At 75.5% G+C, this 16,491-nt stretch carries 16 protein-coding genes and 2 riboswitches; of the genes, 11 read left to right on the top strand and 5 right to left on the bottom strand.

Annotated elements, in window-relative coordinates; all coding sequences use genetic code 11:
• Positions 1-277: 277 nt before the first annotated feature.
• Genes cobO through KHC27_RS02755 form a run of 4 tightly spaced genes read right to left on the bottom strand, consistent with a single transcriptional unit; the run spans position 278 to position 2,463 of the window.
• The gene (gene cobO, locus KHC27_RS02770) at positions 278-919 is read right to left on the bottom strand and encodes a cob(I)yrinic acid a,c-diamide adenosyltransferase (RefSeq protein ID WP_213334754.1); all 642 of its coding nucleotides are present in this window, start codon (positions 917-919) and stop codon (positions 278-280) included.
• Positions 916-1,431, bottom strand: a complete 516-nt coding sequence (cobU, locus tag KHC27_RS02765) for a bifunctional adenosylcobinamide kinase/adenosylcobinamide-phosphate guanylyltransferase (RefSeq protein WP_213334752.1) — start codon at positions 1,429-1,431, stop codon at positions 916-918. The genes cobO and cobU overlap by 4 nt, the downstream gene beginning before the upstream one ends.
• The gene (locus tag KHC27_RS02760) at positions 1,428-2,228 is read right to left on the bottom strand and encodes a CbtA family protein (protein ID WP_213334750.1); all 801 of its coding nucleotides are present in this window, start codon (positions 2,226-2,228) and stop codon (positions 1,428-1,430) included. Before KHC27_RS02760 ends, cobU begins: the two co-directional genes overlap by 4 nt.
• 10 nt (positions 2,229-2,238) lie before the next feature.
• The gene (locus tag KHC27_RS02755) at positions 2,239-2,463 is read right to left on the bottom strand and encodes a CbtB domain-containing protein (protein ID WP_213334747.1); all 225 of its coding nucleotides are present in this window, start codon (positions 2,461-2,463) and stop codon (positions 2,239-2,241) included.
• A gap of 30 nt (positions 2,464-2,493) precedes the next feature.
• Positions 2,494-2,708: riboswitch (cobalamin riboswitch) on the bottom strand.
• Positions 2,709-3,017: 309 nt separating this feature from the next.
• Positions 3,018-3,228: riboswitch (cobalamin riboswitch) on the top strand.
• A gap of 119 nt (positions 3,229-3,347) precedes the next feature.
• Between KHC27_RS02755 and cobW the strand changes: the two genes are divergently transcribed.
• Genes cobW through KHC27_RS02720 form a run of 7 tightly spaced genes read left to right on the top strand, consistent with a single transcriptional unit; the run spans position 3,348 to position 12,032 of the window.
• Complete coding sequence (gene cobW, locus KHC27_RS02750; protein WP_213334744.1) at positions 3,348-4,403, top strand: cobalamin biosynthesis protein CobW; 1,056 nt, start codon at positions 3,348-3,350, stop codon at positions 4,401-4,403.
• A gap of 5 nt (positions 4,404-4,408) precedes the next feature.
• A complete protein-coding gene (locus KHC27_RS02745) occupies positions 4,409-5,020 on the top strand; it encodes an HAD family hydrolase (protein WP_213334742.1) in 612 nt (203 codons plus the stop codon).
• Between the two features lie 12 nt (positions 5,021-5,032).
• Positions 5,033-8,368 (top strand): cobaltochelatase subunit CobN, encoded by a 3,336-nt coding sequence (cobN, locus tag KHC27_RS02740; RefSeq protein ID WP_213334740.1) that lies wholly within the window; start codon positions 5,033-5,035, stop codon positions 8,366-8,368.
• Positions 8,365-9,840: a precorrin-3B synthase gene (gene cobG / locus KHC27_RS02735; protein ID WP_213334738.1), complete on the top strand. Its 1,476-nt coding sequence runs from the start codon at positions 8,365-8,367 to the stop codon at positions 9,838-9,840. Before cobN ends, cobG begins: the two co-directional genes overlap by 4 nt.
• The gene (locus tag KHC27_RS02730) at positions 9,833-10,474 is read left to right on the top strand and encodes a precorrin-8X methylmutase (protein ID WP_246518730.1); all 642 of its coding nucleotides are present in this window, start codon (positions 9,833-9,835) and stop codon (positions 10,472-10,474) included. The genes cobG and KHC27_RS02730 overlap by 8 nt, the downstream gene beginning before the upstream one ends.
• Complete coding sequence (locus KHC27_RS02725; RefSeq protein WP_213334733.1) at positions 10,471-11,214, top strand: precorrin-2 C(20)-methyltransferase; 744 nt, start codon at positions 10,471-10,473, stop codon at positions 11,212-11,214. Before KHC27_RS02730 ends, KHC27_RS02725 begins: the two co-directional genes overlap by 4 nt.
• Positions 11,211-12,032 carry a precorrin-3B C(17)-methyltransferase gene (locus KHC27_RS02720; RefSeq protein WP_213334731.1) on the top strand — a complete coding sequence of 274 codons (822 nt, stop codon included), beginning with the start codon at positions 11,211-11,213 and terminating at the stop codon, positions 12,030-12,032. The genes KHC27_RS02725 and KHC27_RS02720 overlap by 4 nt, the downstream gene beginning before the upstream one ends.
• Here KHC27_RS02720 and KHC27_RS02715 read toward each other — a convergent pair.
• Positions 11,987-12,772 (bottom strand): cobalt-precorrin-6A reductase, encoded by a 786-nt coding sequence (locus tag KHC27_RS02715; protein ID WP_213334729.1) that lies wholly within the window; start codon positions 12,770-12,772, stop codon positions 11,987-11,989. The two genes, KHC27_RS02720 and KHC27_RS02715, sit on opposite strands and share 46 nt — an antisense overlap.
• Positions 12,773-12,782: 10 nt before the next feature.
• Here KHC27_RS02715 and cbiE point away from each other — a divergent pair, with 10 nt between their 5' ends.
• Genes cbiE through KHC27_RS02695 form a run of 4 tightly spaced genes read left to right on the top strand, consistent with a single transcriptional unit; the run spans position 12,783 to position 16,488 of the window.
• Positions 12,783-14,030: a precorrin-6y C5,15-methyltransferase (decarboxylating) subunit CbiE gene (gene cbiE, locus KHC27_RS02710; RefSeq protein ID WP_213334726.1), complete on the top strand. Its 1,248-nt coding sequence runs from the start codon at positions 12,783-12,785 to the stop codon at positions 14,028-14,030.
• Entirely contained in the window at positions 14,027-14,413 is a 387-nt protein-coding gene (locus KHC27_RS02705) for a cobalamin biosynthesis protein (RefSeq protein ID WP_213334723.1), read from the top strand. Before cbiE ends, KHC27_RS02705 begins: the two co-directional genes overlap by 4 nt.
• A gap of 9 nt (positions 14,414-14,422) precedes the next feature.
• Positions 14,423-15,181 carry a precorrin-4 C(11)-methyltransferase gene (cobM, locus tag KHC27_RS02700; protein ID WP_213334720.1) on the top strand — a complete coding sequence of 253 codons (759 nt, stop codon included), beginning with the start codon at positions 14,423-14,425 and terminating at the stop codon, positions 15,179-15,181.
• Entirely contained in the window at positions 15,178-16,488 is a 1,311-nt protein-coding gene (locus KHC27_RS02695) for a cobyrinate a,c-diamide synthase (protein WP_213334718.1), read from the top strand. Before cobM ends, KHC27_RS02695 begins: the two co-directional genes overlap by 4 nt.
• Positions 16,489-16,491 lie beyond the last annotated feature (3 nt).

Genomic DNA, 16,491 nt, shown 5'->3' with positions numbered 1-16,491 from the left:
ACTTCCATATCATCGACCCGCGAAATTTCCGGGTTTTGATGTAGGCCGAGTATAAAATGAAAAGGATTCTTTGCTTTATTCACCCATCTGCAAAACCCGGCGGCAAAGCCGGGTTTTGCAGATGGGTACTGTATTTAGAATTAAGTCGTTGATAAATTTCGCGTTTTTCTTCTTTGCCAGTCGTTCATTCAAATTCATTGCTCATCTCCTAGAGGCACTTGTTATAGAGCTGATTCTACGCCAGATTTTCAGCTAAGTATATGAAAATTAAAGAAAATTAGAACTCGACGCCCTTCTGCGCCTTCACCCCCGCGGCGAAATGGTGCTTCACCAGCCCCATCTCGGTGACGAGGTCGGCCGCCTCGATCAGGGCCGGGCGGGCATTGCGGCCGGTGGCGACCACGTGGAGCCCGGCGCGCCGCCCCTTCAGCGCCGCCACCACCTCCGCCTCGGGCAGGTAGTCGTAGCGCAGCGCGATGTTGATCTCGTCGAGGATGAGCAGGCCGATGGCGGGGTCGGCCATCAGCTCCAGCGCCTTGGCCCAGGCCGCGCGGGCCGCGGCGATGTCGCGGGCGAGGTCCTGCGTCTCCCAGGTGAAGCCCTCGCCCATGGTGAACCAGGCGACGCGGGGGCCGAAGCTTTCCAGCGCCGCGCGCTCGCCCGCCTGCCAGCCGCCCTTGATGAACTGGACGACGCCGACCCGGCCGCCGGCGCCGGTGTCGGGGTGGCCGAGCACCCGCAGCGCCAGCCCGAAGGCGGCGGTGCTCTTGCCCTTGCCGGGGCCGGTATGGACCATGAGCAGGCCCTTTTCCGCGGTCTTTCCGGCCACTTCGGCGTCCTGCACCGCCTTGCGCTTCTCCATCCTGGCGCGGTGGCGGGCGGCCTCCTCGGGCGAGATGGCGGGCGGGGCATCGCTCATCGCGTGTCGTCCTTCACGGTCAGGGGCAGGCCGGCGACCATGAAGACCACCCGGTCCGCCAGCGCGGCGACCTGCTGGTTGAGCCGGCCCTGCGCGTCGCGGAAGCGGCGGGCGAGGGCGTTTTCCGGCACGATGGACAGGCCGACCTCGTTGGACACCAGCACCACCTCGCCCTCATGCGCGAGCAGGGCGGTGGTGAGCACGGCGGCCTCCATCTCGAGGTCGGCCCCGGCCAGCATCCGGTTGGTGAGCCACAGGGTGAGGCAGTCCACAAGCACCGGGCGGCCCCGCGGCACGGTGCGCAGCGCGGCGGCGAGGTGGTGCGGGGCGTCGATCGTCTCCCAGCCCGGCCCGCGGCGGGCGCGGTGGTCGGCGATGCGGCGTGCCATCTCGTCGTCGAAGGCCTGCGCCGTGGCGAGGTAGCACCACGGCGCCGGCCGCGCCTCGACGAGGGCTTCGGCGTGCCGGCTCTTGCCGGAGCGGGCGCCGCCGAGGACGAGGCTGAGGCTCACGCCGGCCGCGCCGCCGGCTCCGCCTGGTGGCGGGCCACGATCGGCCGCAGCCAGCCGGCCAGCCCGCCGAGCAGCACCCAGAACACGAAGCTCGCGAGGATGCTGGCGACGACGAAGCTGTGGTGCAGGCCCTCCGGGATCGGGCTCTCATAGCTCGCCGGCTGCGGCGCGCCGACGAGGTGGGGCGCCGCGATCAGCAGCACGCCGAGCGCGGCATGGAGCGGGCGCGGGCCGAAGGCGAGGCAGGCGAGGCCGAGGGCGGTGGCGAGCGCGGTGACGCTCCACCAGATCTGGCGGTCCATCAGCTCCGCCGCCGGCATGGCCGGCAGTTCGGGCGGCAGGCCGAGGCCGGGCGCCAGGGTGAAGACCGCAAAGCCCGCCAGCCCCCAGCCGATGCCCTGCCGCCACGAGGCCAGCCCGCCGGCCAGCTCGCTGGCGGCGACCAGCAGCAGTGCGAAGCCGAAGCCGGTGAGGAGGGTGAAGAGGAGGGTGAGGCCGTTGCGCTCCAGCCCGGGCGTCGGTTCCCAGGCGCCCGCGCCGTGGTCGTGGCCGGCGGCGGCCGCGTCCGTGCCGGCGTGCTGGTGAGCCCCGGCGGCGTCCGTGCCGGCGTGGGTGTGAGCGGCGGCGGTCTCCGCGAGGGCGGCATCCGGCGCGGCGCCCTCCTCATAGGCTTCCGCCTTCAGGATGAGGGGGACGGTGGAGACGAGATGAAGCGCGGCGCCGACGCTGCCGGCGCCGATGCCCGCAAGGGCGGCGACGAACAGAATCGTCCGCGCGAGCGGCGCGAAACCCTGCATGACGGCCCCCTCAGTGACAGGGGAAGGCGTTGGCGTGCCGGACGTCGTGGGTGGCGTTGTGCACCGCCTCGACATGGGAGAACCCCACCCCGCCGAGCACCAGCACGCCGAGCAGCGCGGCGAGGCTGACGGCGAGGGCGCGGGCCGCCGGGGAGGCGGCGTCGAGCGGAAGGGAAGCGGGGTTTCCCGGGTGCGTGGCAGTTGCCGGATGTCCCGGCGCGGGCAGCTTCGTCATGGCGTTCTCCTGTGCCCTCCACCCGAGGGCCGGCGGGTTGCGTCGACGGCCGGTCTCCTGGCTCGCGGGTCCGTGCCGTCCTCCGCCTTCCCGGCAACGCGCCAGTGGCTTGTGGAAGAAGGCTCACCGCTTACAGTTGCGGGGGCAGCCGCGGATTCGCCGGACGTGTTGCGCACGTGCCGGCCCACCGCGTTCCCGTCTTGCGTCCCGTGCGCATCACGGGAACCGACGACGTGCCGACTATAGCGACCGATCGGCGCGCCGCAATGGGCAGCCACAGCCAAGTTGGCCGCGATGAGGAAGGGGGACCAAAGCATGGCCGAACGCGGCGATGTGAATCGGCACGGGCAGAAGCTCGTGGAAAAAACCGGACGTTCCGGCAACCACCGCTTCGCGAGGGTGTGGGTTCTCGCCTGCACCTTCTGCGGCGGGACCTATGGCGCCAATGGCTGCGACGTTCACATCCGACACTGTCCTGATTGCCAAGGAGGCCAGCCGGGCCTGTCGCCCGCCCCTGAGCGTCCGCCGGTTTGACATTCGCCCGCGCCGCTCCTTTAGTGGCGGCGACCGACGGTTTCCTCCCCTGCCGGGAGGGACGAAGAGGGAATGCGGTGAGGCGGGTCCTGCAAAGCCCGCCGATTCCGCGGCTGCCCCCGCAACTGTAAGCGGCGAGCCCGAGCCACAGGCCACTGGAGCGATCCGGGAAGGCGGCGATGAGGGCGACGACCCGCGAGCCAGGAGACCTGCCGACGGTTCGGTCGCGTTTGCCGGCGGGGTGCCCGGCGGACGGGTGATGCCGCACGCCCTTGCCGGGGCGTCGGTGTGCGCGGAAACTCTTCCGCGGCCGGTGTGCCCCGATCGTTCACGCTTTCGGAGACGCCCGCATGACCACCGCCGCCGCCAGCCTCGCCCGTGTCCCCTGCACCATCGTCACCGGCTTTCTCGGCTCCGGCAAGACGACGCTGATCCGCCACGTGCTGGAGCACGCCAGGGGTCGCCGGCTGGCGGTGATCGTCAACGAGTTCGGCGACGTCGGCATCGACGGCGAGATCCTGCGCGGCTGCGGCGTCGAGAGCTGCCCGGAGGAGAACATCGTCGAACTCGCCAATGGCTGCATCTGCTGCACCGTGGCGGACGATTTCGTGCCGGCGCTGGACGCCATCCTCTCCCGCAGTCCCAGGGTCGACCACATCCTGATCGAGACCTCCGGCCTCGCCCTGCCCAAGCCGCTGGTGCAGGCCTTCCTCTGGCCGGCGATCCGCAGCCGGGTGACGGTCGACGGCGTGGTGGCGGTGGTGGACGGGGCGGCGCTCGCCGCCGGGCAGGTGGCGCACGATCTCGACGCGCTTGCCCGCCAGCGCGCCGCCGATGGCGCGCTCGACCATGACGACCCGATCGAGGAGGTGTTCGACGACCAGATCGCCTGCGCCGACCTCGTGGTGATGACCAAGGCCGATCTTCTGGACGCCGAGGGCGAGGCCCGCGCCCGCGCCGCGCTGGCGCCGGAGCTGCCGGCGGCGGTGCGGGTGGTGACCGCCCGTGCCGGCGCGCTCGACCCCGCCCTGCTGCTCGGCCTCGGCGTCGGCACCGAGGCCGACATCGCCAACCGCCGGACCCACCACGACGACGAGCTCGACCACGACCACGACGATTTCGACAGCTTCGTGCTCGACATTCCCGAGATCGCCGACCCCGCCGACCTCTCCGCCCGGCTCGCCGGCGCGGCGGAGCGGGCGGGCGTGCTGCGCGCCAAGGGCTTCGTGCCGGTGGCCGGCAAAGCGATGCGCCTGCTGGTGCAGGGGGTGGGGCCGCGCGTCAGCCACCAGTATGACCGCGCCTGGGGCGCCGAGCCGCGCGCCGGCCGTCTGGTGGTGATCGGGCTCAAGGGGCTGGACCGGGCGGCGGTGGAGGCCGCGCTCGGCCTGCCGGCGGCGGCCTGACCGCGATGGCTGCGCCGGCGCTCGTGCTGTTCGACCTCGACGACGTGCTCTGCGTCTCGGACAAGCGCGTGCGCTCGGCCCATCTCGCCCGGCTCGCCGGCTCCACCACCGAGCGGGTCTACGCCGCCCTGTGGGGCAGCCATTTCAGCGCGCCGGCGTTGGCGGGAGAGGTGACGCCGGAGGATTATCTCGCCGATTACGGCCGGCGCATCGGCTATCCCCTCACCCTTCAGGACTGGCTCGCCAGCCGCAAGGCCTCGATGACGCCGATCCCGCAGGTGCTGGAGCTGGTGGCGCGGGTGAAACAGGTCGCGCGCGTCGCCGTGCTGACCAACAACACCACGTTGGTCGCCGAGCATATCGGCTATCTCTTTCCCGAGCTGCCCGCGCTGTTCGGCCGGGATATCTACGCCTCCGCCGCGCTGAAGGCGGCCAAGCCCGACGCCGCCTGCTTCCACGCCTGCCTCGCGGCGCTGGGGGTGGCGCCCGGGGAGACGCTGTTCGTCGACGACCTCGCGGTGAACGTCGCCGGGGCGCGGGCGGCGGGTCTCGACGCCCATCGCTTCACCACCCCCGCCGCGCTCGCCGCCGCCTTCGCGCGGCGGGGCCTGCTGTAGCGGGAGGCGGGCATGCACATCCTCGCCACCACCTCGGCCAGCCTCGACGACCTCGTCGAGCCCATCGATCTCGGCCAGAGCCCGGGCGACATGGTGATCGCCTCCTTCACCGACAGCGACCTCGGCGCGCTGGCGCGGGCCTATCGCGCCGGGCGGGAGGGGCTGCCCTCGTTGCGGCTCGCCCCGCTGGCGGCGCTGCGCCACCCCATGTCGGTGGATCTGTGGATCGACCGCGTGGCGGCCCACGCCCGTGTGGTGGTGCTGCGGCTGCTGGGCGGGCTGGAGTGGTGGCGCTACGGCGCCGAGCGGCTGGCGGCGCTGGCGCGGGCGCGCGGCATCGCCCTCGCGGTGCTGCCCGGCGAGGACCGTGACGACGACCGCCTCGCCGCGCTCTCCACCCTGCCGGCCGAGGAGCTCGCCGCGCTGCTGGCCTGCTTCCGCGCCGGCGGCCCGGCCAACATGGCGGTGCTGCTGCGCCGGCTGGCGTGCCATGCCGGGCGGCCGCAGGCCCCGGCGGCGGGCGATTCCGGGCGGCCCGAGGCGCCCACGCTCGTGCCGCTGGCGGGCTTCTACCCCTGGCCCGCCGCGGCGCCGTCCGGCGTCCCCGTCGCTGACGGGCCGGTCGCCGGCGGGGCTGCCGCGAAGGCGCCGGTCGTGCCCGTGGTGTTCTACCGCTCGATGTGGCTGGCGGCCGACACCGCGCCGGTGGACGCGCTGTGCGCCGCGCTGGCGGCGCGCGGGCTGGCGCCCCGGCCGATCTTCGTCGCCAGCCTGCGCGAGCCGGCCTCCGCCGCCTTCCTGCGCGGGGCGCTGGCGGATTGCGACCCCGTCGCCGTGGTCGCGCTCACCGCCTTCGCCGCCAGCGAGCCCGGCGCGGCGGGCGTGCTCGACGGGCCGGGCGTTCCCGTGCTGCAGGCGATCGTCGCCACCACCCGGCGCGAGGCGTGGCGGGACGGCGCGCGCGGCCTCACCGGCACCGATCTCGCCATGCATGTCGTGCTGCCCGAGCTGGACGGGCGGGTGCTGGCGGGAGCTGTGTCCTTCAAGGTGGAGGAGCCGCGCGACCCCGACCTGCTGCACACCGGTCTCGTCAACGCCGCCGAGCCGGACCGCGTCGCGCAGGTGGCCGACCGCGTCGCCGCGCTGGCGGCGCTGGCGCGTACCCCGCGCGCGGCGCGAAGGCTCGCGGTGCTGATGCCGGACTATGCCGGCGCGCCGGGCCGCACCGGCTGGGCGGTCGGCCTCGACGTGCCGGAGAGCGTGCGGGTGCTGCTCGGCGATCTGGCGGCGGCAGGCTACAAGGTCGAGGGCGCGCCGGCCGGGGGGCGGGAGCTGCTCGACGCGCTGGCGCCCGGCACCGGGGCGGCGGACGGCGCCCGCCTGTCGCTCCACGCCTACCGCGCCCGGCTGGCGACGCTGCCGCCCGGCGCGGTCGCCGCCGTCGAAGCCGCCTGGGGCGACCCGGAGAGCGACCCCGACGTGAGGGACGGCGCCTTCCATTTCCGCGCTCGCCGGTTCGGCCATGTCTGGGTCGCGCTGGCGCCGGAGCGGGGCAGCCGGGCGGAGCGCCGCGCGCAGTATCACGACCCCGCCCTGTCGCCGCGGCACGGCCTGCTGGCCTTCGGGCTGTGGCTGCGCGGGGTCGCGCGGGTGGACGCGCTGGTGCACATGGGCGCGCATGGCACGCTGGAATGGCTGCCGGGCAAGCAGGCCGCGCTCACCGCCGGCTGCTTTCCCGAGCTGGTGCTCGGCGCGCTGCCGGTGGTCTATCCCTTCATCGTCTCGAACCCCGGCGAGGCGGCGCAGGCCAAGCGGCGGATCGCGGCGGTGACGCTCGGCCACCTGCCGCCCCCGCTGGTGGAAGGAGCGGCCGGCGGCGAGCTGGACCGGCTGGAGCGGCTGCTGGACGAATATGCCGAGGCCGAGGGGCTGGACCGCCGCCGGCGCGAGCGCCTCGCCGGGCTCATCCTCGACGAGGCGGCGCGGGTCGGCGTCGCCGCCGAGGCCGGCATCGGGGCCGGCGCGGCCGGCACCGGGGCGCTCGCGGCGATCGACGCCTGGCTCTGCGACCTCAAGGAGATGCGGCTCAAGGACGGCTTCCACGTCTATGGCCGGGGTGCGTGCGGGGAACAGGAGCGCGACGGCCTCCTCGCCGCGCTGGACGCCCGCCGGGTGGCGGCCGGGCCGGCCGGGGCGCCGGCGCGCGGGCGCACCGACGTGCTGCCGACCGGGCGCAACATCTTCGCCAGCGACCCCCGCACCCTGCCGACCCCCACCGCCGTCGATCTCGGCCGGCTGGCGGCGGAGGAGGTGCTGCGCGCCTATGCGCAGGAGCACGGCGACTGGCCGACCTCGCTGGTGCTCGACCTGTGGGGCAGCGCCAGCCTGCGCACCGGGGGCGAGGAGATCGCGCAGGGGCTGGCGCTCATGGGCTGCCGCCCGGTCTGGGACCCCGCCAGCGGGCGGGTGACCGGCGTCGAGGTGCTGCCGCCGGCGGTGCTGGGGCGGCCGCGCGTCGACGTTACCTTCCGCCTGTCCGGCCTGTTCCGCGACCTCTTTCCCGGTCAGATCGCCCTGCTCGACGCCGCGGTGCGGGCGGTGGCGGCGCGGGAGGAGAGCGTGGAGGAGAACCCGCTGCGGGCCGACCCCGGCGCCCCCCGTCTCTTCAGCAGCGCGCCGGGCAGCTATGGCGCCGGGCTCGACCGGCTGGCCGCCGGCCTGCCGGAGGAAGCCGCGCTCGGCGAGGCCTATCTCGCCAGCGCGTCCCACGCCTATGGCGGCGCGGAGGGCCTCGGGCGGCCCTCCGCCGGCTTCGCGGCGCGGGTGGCGGCGGCCGACCTGCTGATCCATGGCGCGGACGACCCCGGCCGCGACCTGCTGGAAGGCGACGCCGACCTTGCCTTCGTCGCCGGCTTCGCCGCCGCCGCGGCCCGGCTGGGGCGCTCGCCCGATCTCGTCGTGCTCGACACATCCGATCCCGCCCGGCCCACGGCGCGGCCGCTGGCGCAGAGCCTCGCCCGCCTCGTCCGCGGCCGGGTGGCGCCGCGCTACATCGCCGGGCTGCTGCGCCACGGCCCGCGCGGCGCGGCGGAGATCGCCGAGACGGTCGACCGGCTGGTCGGCTTCGCCGCGACGACCCGCGCCGTGCCCGGCACGCTGATCGAGCGGCTGCACGCCGCCTATGTCGGCGACCCGCAGGTGCGGGCGTTCCTGCAGGCCGCCAGCCCCGAGGCGGCGGCGCTGGTGGCGCGGCGCTTCAGCGAGGCGCAGGCGCGCGGGCTGTGGCACCCCCGCCGCAACGACATTGCCGCCGACCTCGCCCAGCTTGCCGGGGAGGCCGCGGAATGAGCGCCCGGGCGAAGGAAGAGGGCCGGGCCGGGGCCGTCGCGGCGCGGGACGACGGGTCGGGCCCGCCGTGGTCCGCGGCCCCCGCGCCGGAGCGGGCGGAGGCCGCCTTGGTACAAGCCCGGTCGACGGTGCCGCACGCCGGGCCGCAGGCTGCGCCGGTGGCGCGGCGCGGCGCCTGTCCCACCCTGCCGGAGCCGATGGCGACCGGCGACGGCCTGCTCGCCCGCCTCGCGCTGGCGGGGCCGGCGGCGCCCGGGTCCCTTGCGGCGCTGGCCGGGCTCGCGCTGGCCCATGGCAACGGCATTCTGGAGGTCACCGCGCGCGGCAAGCTGCAGGTGCGCGGCCTCACCGCCGCCAGCGCGCCGGCCTTCGCGGCGGCGGTGGGCGAGCTTGGCCTGCCGATCCGCGAGGGGCTGGAGGTGCAGGCCAGCCCGCTCGCCGGGCGCGACCGCCGCTGCGCCTTCGATCCCCGCCCGCTCGCCGCGGCGATCGCCGCCGGCGCCCGTTCCGGCCCCGCCTCCCGCGTCGCGCCGAAGGTGGCGGTGGTGGTGGATGGCGGCGGGCTGCTGCCCCTCGCGGGGCTGCCGGCGGATATCCGGCTTGCCCCGGAGGCTGACATTTCCCCGGCCGGAGGCGGGCGGTCGGAACACGCCGGCCCGCCCGAGGCGCAGGATCGGCCGGGCGGCCTCGTGCTGTCGGCCGGCGGCCGGCTGGTCGGCCGGCTGCCCCCGGCTGAAGCGGCGGCGGCGGTGCTTGCGCTGCTCGGCCTGCTGGCGGAGCACGGGCCGGCGGCTCGCATGGCCGCCCTGGTGGGTTCGGGGGGAGCGGAGGGCGTGGCATTGCTGCGGGCGAGGCTGGCCGCTGTCGCCGGCTTCCAGCCGCTGGAGGGGCCGGAGCCGGCCGCCGCTGCCGCCGAACCGCTGGGGCTGCACCCCCTGGAGCCGGGCCGGTTCGCGCTCGGCCTCGCCCCGGCCTTCGGCCAGATGAGCGCGGCCGCGCTGGCCGCGCTGGCGCGGGCCGCCGCCGCCCATGGCGCCGACGGCATCGTGCCGGCGCCGGGGCGCGGGCTGCTGGTGCTGGGCCTCCTCGCCGGACAGGCCGAATCGCTGCGCGCCCTCGCCGCCGGGCTCGGCTTCCTCGCCGATCCCGCCGATCCGCGCCGCCGCATCGCCGCCTGTCCGGGCGCGCCGGCCTGCGCCTCGGGGCGGCTGCCGGCCCGGCTTCTGGCGGAGGCGCTGGCCGAGGCCGTGGCGGCCGTGCCGGCTGCGCTTCCCGCCGGGCCAACGCTGCATGTCTCGGGCTGTGCCAAGGGCTGCGCCCACCCGGCGGCGGCGGCGATCACCCTTGTCGGGCTGGACGCGGGGGCCGGGCTCGTGCTGCAAGGCACCGCGTGCGATGCACCGCGCCGCCTGCTGCCGCTGGATGGCCTCGTTCCGGCGGTGCGGCGCCTGCTGGAGACCGACCTTGGCTGAGCCCACTCCCCATGTTTATGAGCGTGACGGCAGCGCGATCTATGAGCGCTCCTTCGCGATCATCCGCGCCGAGGCGGAGCTCGGCCGCTTCTCGCCGGAGGAGGCGGATGTCGCGGTGCGGATGATCCACGCCTGCGGGCTGGTGGAGGCCGCCGCCTGCATCGATTTCGGCCCCGGCGTGGTGCGCGCGGCGCGCGCCGCGCTGCGTGCCGGGGCGCCGATCCTGTGCGACGCCGCGATGGTCGCCCACGGCATCACCCGCGCCCGGCTGCCGGCTGACAACGAGGTGGTGTGCACGCTGCGCGACCCCGCCGTGCCGGCGCTGGCGGAAAAGCTCGGCACAACCCGCTCGGCCGCGGCGCTGGAGCTGTGGCGGCCCTGGCTGGCGGGCGCCGTGGTCGCCATCGGCAATGCGCCGACCGCGCTGTTCCATCTGCTCGAGATGCTGGAGGCGGGTGCCCCCGCGCCGGCCGCGATTCTCGGCATCCCGGTCGGTTTCGTCGGCGCGGCGGAATCGAAGGATGCGCTGGCGGCGGGCGACCATGGCGTGCCGTGGCTGGTGGTGCGCGGCCGGCTCGGCGGCAGCGCCATGACCGCGGCCGCGGTGAACGCGCTGGCGAGGCCGGGGCTGTGAGCGGGGCCGCGCCTTCCTGCGGCCGGCTGATCGGCGTCGGTGTCGGCCCCGGCGATCCCGAGCTGATGACGCTGAAGGCGGTGCGCGCCCTCGGCGAGGCCGATGTGGTGGCCTATTTCGCCAAGCTGGGCAATGACAGCCACGCCCGCCGCATCGCCGGCGACCATATGCGGCCGGGCGTGGTGGAGATGCCGCTCGGCTATCCCGTGACCACCGAGCTGCACCGCCACGACCCAGCCTATCGCGACGCCATAGGCGGCTTCTACGACGCCGCGGCGCGGGCGGTGGCGGGCCAGCTCGACGCCGGCCGAACCGTGGCCGTGCTGTCCGAGGGCGATCCGATGTTCTACGGCTCCTACATGCACCTGCATGTGCGGCTCGCCGCCCGCTATCCCACGCAGGTGATCGCCGGCGTCACCGGCATGTCGGGCTGCTGGTCGCAGCTCGGCACCCCGATCGCGCAGGGCGACGACGTGCTGAGCGTGCTGCCCGGCACGCTGGAGGAGGCCGAGCTGGCACGCCGGCTGCGGGAGGCGGACGCCGCCGTGATCATGAAGGTCGGCCGCAACCTGCCGAAGATCCGCCGCGCGCTGGCGGCGGCCGGGCGGCTGCCGCGCGCGCTCTATGTCGAGCGCGGCACCATGGCGGATTCCCGGGCGGTGCCGCTGGCGGCGCGCGGCGAGGAGCCGGCGCCCTATTTCGCCATCGTGCTGGTGCCCGGCTGGGGAGGCCGGGAATGAGCGCGGGGGGCGAGCCTGACGGCCAGAAGGGCGCGGCCGGGCCGGCCGGCGGCCGGCTGGTGGTGGTCGGCCTCGGCCCGGGCGAGGCGCGCTTCCTCACCCCGCAGGCCGCCGCGGCGCTGGCCGAGGCCGAGGCGCTCTATGGCTATGGCCCGTATCTCGACCGCGTCCCGCTGCGGCCGGGGCAGGCGCGCCTTGCCTCCGACAACCGCGAGGAGCTGGGCCGCGCCCGCGCCGCGCTCGCCCATGCGGCGGCGGGCAGCCGGGTCGCGGTGGTCTCGGGCGGCGACCCCGGCGTGTTCGCCATGGCGGCGGCGGTGATGGAGGCGATCGAGGCCGGCCCGGCCGAATGGCGCGCGCTCGATGTCGAGGTGGTGCCGGGCGTCACCGCCATGCTCGCCGTGGCGGCGGCGGCGGGCGCTCCGCTCGGCCATGACTTCTGCGCCATGTCGCTGTCGGACAATCTGAAGCCGTTCGAGCTGGTGGAAAAGCGGCTGCGTCTCGCCGCCGAGGCGGGGCTGGTGATGGCGTTCTACAACCCGGTGTCGAAGGCGCGTCCCTGGCAGCTCGACCGAGCCTTCGACATCCTGCGCGGGCTGCTGCCGGCGAGCGTTCCGGTGATCTTCGGGCGTGCGGCCGGCCGGCCCGACGCCCGCACCGTCATCGTGCCGCTCGCGGCGGCGCGGGCCGATCTCGCCGACATGGCGACCTGCATCATCGTCGGCTCCGCCGAAACCCGGCGGATCGAGCGGCCGGGCCGTCCGCCGCTGGTCTATGCCCCGCGCGCGGTGCGCGGTGCGGCGGGGGGCGCCTCGTGAGCGGGCAGGGCGTCGATCCAGGCCAGCGCCTCGGCGACCGAGCCGACGGTGGGCACCGCCGGCTGCGCCGGCCGTGCCACCAGCACGACCTCGATGCCCAGCGCGCGGGCGGCGGCGATCTTGCCGTAGCCGGCGCTGCCGCCGCTGTTCTTGGCGAGCACGACCTCGGCGCCGTGTTCTTCCAGCAGCGCGCGCTCGTCCTCGTCGCGGAAGGGGCCGCGCGCCTCGATCCGCCGCAGCCGCGGCACGGCGGGCGGCGGCTCCACGGGGTCGACGCTGCGGATGAGATAGTCGTGCTGCGGCGCCGCCTCGATCGCCCGCACCTCGTTGCGCCCGAGCGCGACGAAGACCCGGCGCGGGGTGGCGCCCAGCGCGGCGACGGCCGCCTCGACGCTCGCCGCGCTGCGCCAGCGGTCGCCCGGCAGGGCGGTCCATTCCGGGCGCACCAGCGCCAGCAGCGGCACCCCGGCGCGCCGGGCGGCCTCGGCGGCATTGGCGGCGATGCCGGCGGCATAGGGATGGGTGGCGTCGACAAGGGCTACGACGCCCTCCGCCCGGAGGTGGCCGGCCAGCCCTTCCGCCCCGCCGAAGCCGCCGCTGCGCACCGGCACCGGCAGGGCGAGCGGGTTGCGCGTGCGGCCGGCAAGCGACACGGTGAGCGCGATATCCCGGCGCGGGGCCAGCGCCTCGGCGATCGCCCGCGCCTCGGTGGTTCCGCCCAGAAGGAGGATGCGGCGCATGGACCTGCTCATGGCTGACGCTGACTCGACCGGCGCCGACCATGCACGCCCCGGGCGCTGGCTGTCCATCGTCGGCCTCGGCGAGGACGGCGTGGCCGGCCTGTCCCCGCGCGCCCGGGTCCTGATCGCCGGGGCGGCGCGGGTGTATGGCGGGCGGCGGCATCTGGCGCTGGCGGGCGAGCTGCTGGCCGGCGAGGCGGTCGTCTGGCCCACCCCGTTCGAGGCGGGCCTTGCCGAGGTGCTGGCGCGGCGGGGGCGACCGGTCTGCGTGCTCGCCTCCGGCGATCCCTTCCTGTTCGGGGTGGGGGCGAGCCTCGCCCGCCATGTCGACCCGGCGGAGATGGAGGTGGTGCCGGCGCCTTCCGCCTTCAGCCTGGCGGCGAGCCGGCTCGGCTGGGCGCTGCCGGAGGTGTCCTGCCTCTCGCTCTGCGGGCGCCCGCTCGACCTGCTGCGACCCCACCTCCATGACGGCCGCCGCATCCTGGCGCTGAGCCCCGATGCCGGCGGTCCCGCCGCGGTGGCGGCGCTGCTCGCCGCCAGAGGTTTCGGCGGTTCCCGGCTGCAGGTGCTGGAAGCGCTCGGCGGCCCGCGCGAGCGCCGGCGCGCCACCGTCGCGGCGGCCTTCGCGCTCACCGACATCGACCCGCTGAACCTCGTCGCCATCGAGGTCGTGGCGGGGGCGGACGCCCGTGTCGTGGCGTTGACGCCCGGCCGGCCGGACGAGCTGTACGAGCATGACGGCCAGCTCACCCGGCACGAGATGCGGGCGCTGACGCTGGCGGCGCTGGCGCCGCGCCGGGGCGAGCTGCTGTGGGACATCGGGGCGGGGGCCGGATCGGTCGGCATCGAATGGATGCTGGTCGACCCCTCGCTGCGGGCCATCGGCATCGAGGAACGGGCCGAACGTGCCGCCCGCGCCCGCCGCAACGCCGCCGCGCTCGGCGTGCCGGGGCTGGTGGTGGTGGAGGGGCGGGCGCCGGATGCGCTGGCCGGCCTGCCGGTGCCGGACGCGATCTTCATCGGCGGGGGCGCCAGCGAGCCGGGCGTGCTCGACGCCGCGGTGGCGGCGCTGCGGCCCGGCGGCCGGCTGGCGGCTAATGCGGTGACGCTGGAGACCGAGGCGCTGCTGCTCGCCCGCCATGCCCGGCAGGGCGGCGATCTGCTGCGGGTCGCCCTCAGCCGCGCCGCGCCGGTGGCCGGCATGACCGGCTGGCGCCCGGCCATGCCGGTGACGCGGTGGAGCTGGGTGAAGCCATGATCGTGGCCGGAGTCGGCAGTCGGCGCGGGGTGAGCGCGCAAGAGGTGCGCGCCGCGGTGGAAGGCGCGCTCGCGCGCTACGAGGTGAAGCTCGGCGAAATCTCGCTGATGGCGACGCCGGCGCTGAAGGGCAGCGAGGCCGGCATCATGCGCGCGGCGCTCGATCTCGGCCTGCTGCTGGTGATGGTGCCGCAGGCGCAGCTCGAAGCCGCCGGGGCCCGGGCCATGACCCATTCCGAGCGGGTGGTGGCGCTGATGGGCATGCCCTCGGTGGCCGAGGCGGCGGCGCTGGCGGTGGCCGGGCGCCGCTCCACGCTGCTCGGCCCCCGCTTCGTGCTCGGCCCGGTGACCTGTGCGCTGGCGCGCGAAGCCAACCGACCCTGAGGAGAGCCGATGGCCGTGCATTTCATCGGCGCCGGGCCGGGCGCCGCCGACCTCATCACCCTGCGTGGGCGCGATCTCATCGCCGCCTGCCCGGTGTGCCTCTATGCCGGGTCGCTGGTGCCGCCGGAGATGCTGGCCTGGTGCCCGCCGGGCGCGCGCAAGGTCGACACCGCCCCGCTCTCGCTCGACGCTATCGAGGCGGAGCTGGTGGCCGCGCACGCCGCCGGGCAGGATGTCGCGCGGCTGCATTCGGGCGACCTCTCGATCTATTCGGCGCTGGCGGAGCAACTGCGCCGGCTGGACGCGCGCGGCATTCCCTACACGCTGACGCCGGGCGTGCCGGCATTCGCCGCCGCCGCGGCGCTGCTCGGGCGCGAACTGACCGTGCCGGAGGTGGCGCAGAGCGTGGTGCTGACGCGGGTCTCCGGCCGGGCCTCGGCGATGCCGGCGGGCGAGGACCTCGCGACCTTCGCCGCCACCGGCGCGACGCTGGTGCTGCACCTCGCCATCTACGCGGTCGACCGTCTGGTGGCCGAACTTCTTCCCGTTCTTGGCGCGGAATGTCCCGTGGCCATCGTGGTCGAGGCCACCCGCCCGGCCGAGCGCACCGTGCGCGGCACGCTCGGCGACATCGTGGAGCGGCTGGCGGCGGCGCCGGTGGAGCGCACCGCGCTGGTGCTGGTGGGCCGGGCGCTCGGCGCGCGCGACTTCCGCGAGAGCGCGCTGTACGACGCAGCGTATCAGCGCCGTTTCCGGGGGCGGGAATGACCGCGCCGGGCCTCCTGATCGCCGCGCCGCGCTCCGGCTCCGGCAAGACCACGGTGACGCTCGGCCTTCTCGCCGCCCTGGCGCGGCGGGGCCTGCGGGTGCGGGCGGCCAAGTCCGGGCCGGACTATATCGACCCCGCCTTCCACGCCGCGGCCAGCGGCGCGCCCGGCCTCAATCTCGACAGCTTCGCCATGGCGCCGGCGCAGCTCGGCCGGCTGGCCGGGGAGGCGGCCGCGGCGGCCGACCTGCTGCTGGTCGAGGCCTCGATGGGCCTGTTCGACGGCATCGCCGGCGAGCCGGGACGCACCGGCGCCGGCGCCGATCTCGCCGCGATGCTGGGGCTCCCGGTGGTGCTGGTCCTCGACATCTCCGGCCAGTCGCAATCGGCCGCCGCCGTGGTGCGGGGGTTCGCGACCCACGACCCCCGGGTGCGGATCGCCGGGGTGGTGCTGAACAAGGTGGCGAGCGAGCGCCACCGGCTGCAGGCGGCCGACGCCATCGCCGCGGTCGGGGTGCCGGTGCTCGGCAGCCTGCCGCGCGACGCGGCGATGGCGCTGCCGGAGCGGCATCTCGGGCTGGTGCAGGCGCGCGAGCATCCCGCGCTCGCGGCCCATCTCGACCGCCTCGCCGCGACCATCGCCGCCCATGTCGACCTTGACGCCGTGGCCGCGCTCGCCGCGCCGATGCGGCTTCCCGGCGGCGGCTGGACGACGCCGAGGCCGCCCGGGCAGCGCATCGCGCTGGCGCAGGACGAGGCATTCAGCTTCGTATACGAACATGTGCTGGGCGGCTGGCGGGCAGCGGGCGCGGAGATCTTTCCCTTCTCCCCGCTCGCCGATGAGCCGCCGCCGGAGGGCTGCGACGTGTGCTGGCTGCCCGGCGGCTATCCCGAACTGCATGGCGAGCGCCTTGCCGCGAACGGCCGCTTCCGGGAGGGCGTGCGCCGTTTTGCCGCGAGCCGGCCGGTGCATGGCGAGTGCGGCGGCTACATGGCGCTGGGCGAGGCGATCGAGGACGCGCAGGGGATCGCCCATCCCATGCTCGGCCTGCTCGGCCATGTCACCAGCTTCGCCCGCCGCCGGCTGAACCTCGGCTATCGCCGCGCCCGGCTGCTGGCGGACGGCCCGCTGGGGCCGGCGGGGGCGGTGCTGCGGGGCCATGAATTCCACTATGCCAGCACCATCCGGCCGGGCGGGGACACGCCGCTCTTCGCGCTCGCCGACGGCACCGGACGCGATCTCGGGCTTGCCGGCTCGCGCCGCGGCCTTGTATCGGGTGGTTTCTTCCACGCCATCGCCCTGGAGTAGCCC

Origin of the sequence: Ancylobacter lacus (assembly GCF_018390635.1) — a bacterium.
GTDB classification, from domain to species: domain Bacteria; phylum Pseudomonadota; class Alphaproteobacteria; order Rhizobiales; family Xanthobacteraceae; genus Ancylobacter; species Ancylobacter lacus.
The sequence above is the reverse complement of the archived record's forward strand: the minus strand, read 5'-3'. Positions and strand labels throughout refer to the sequence as shown.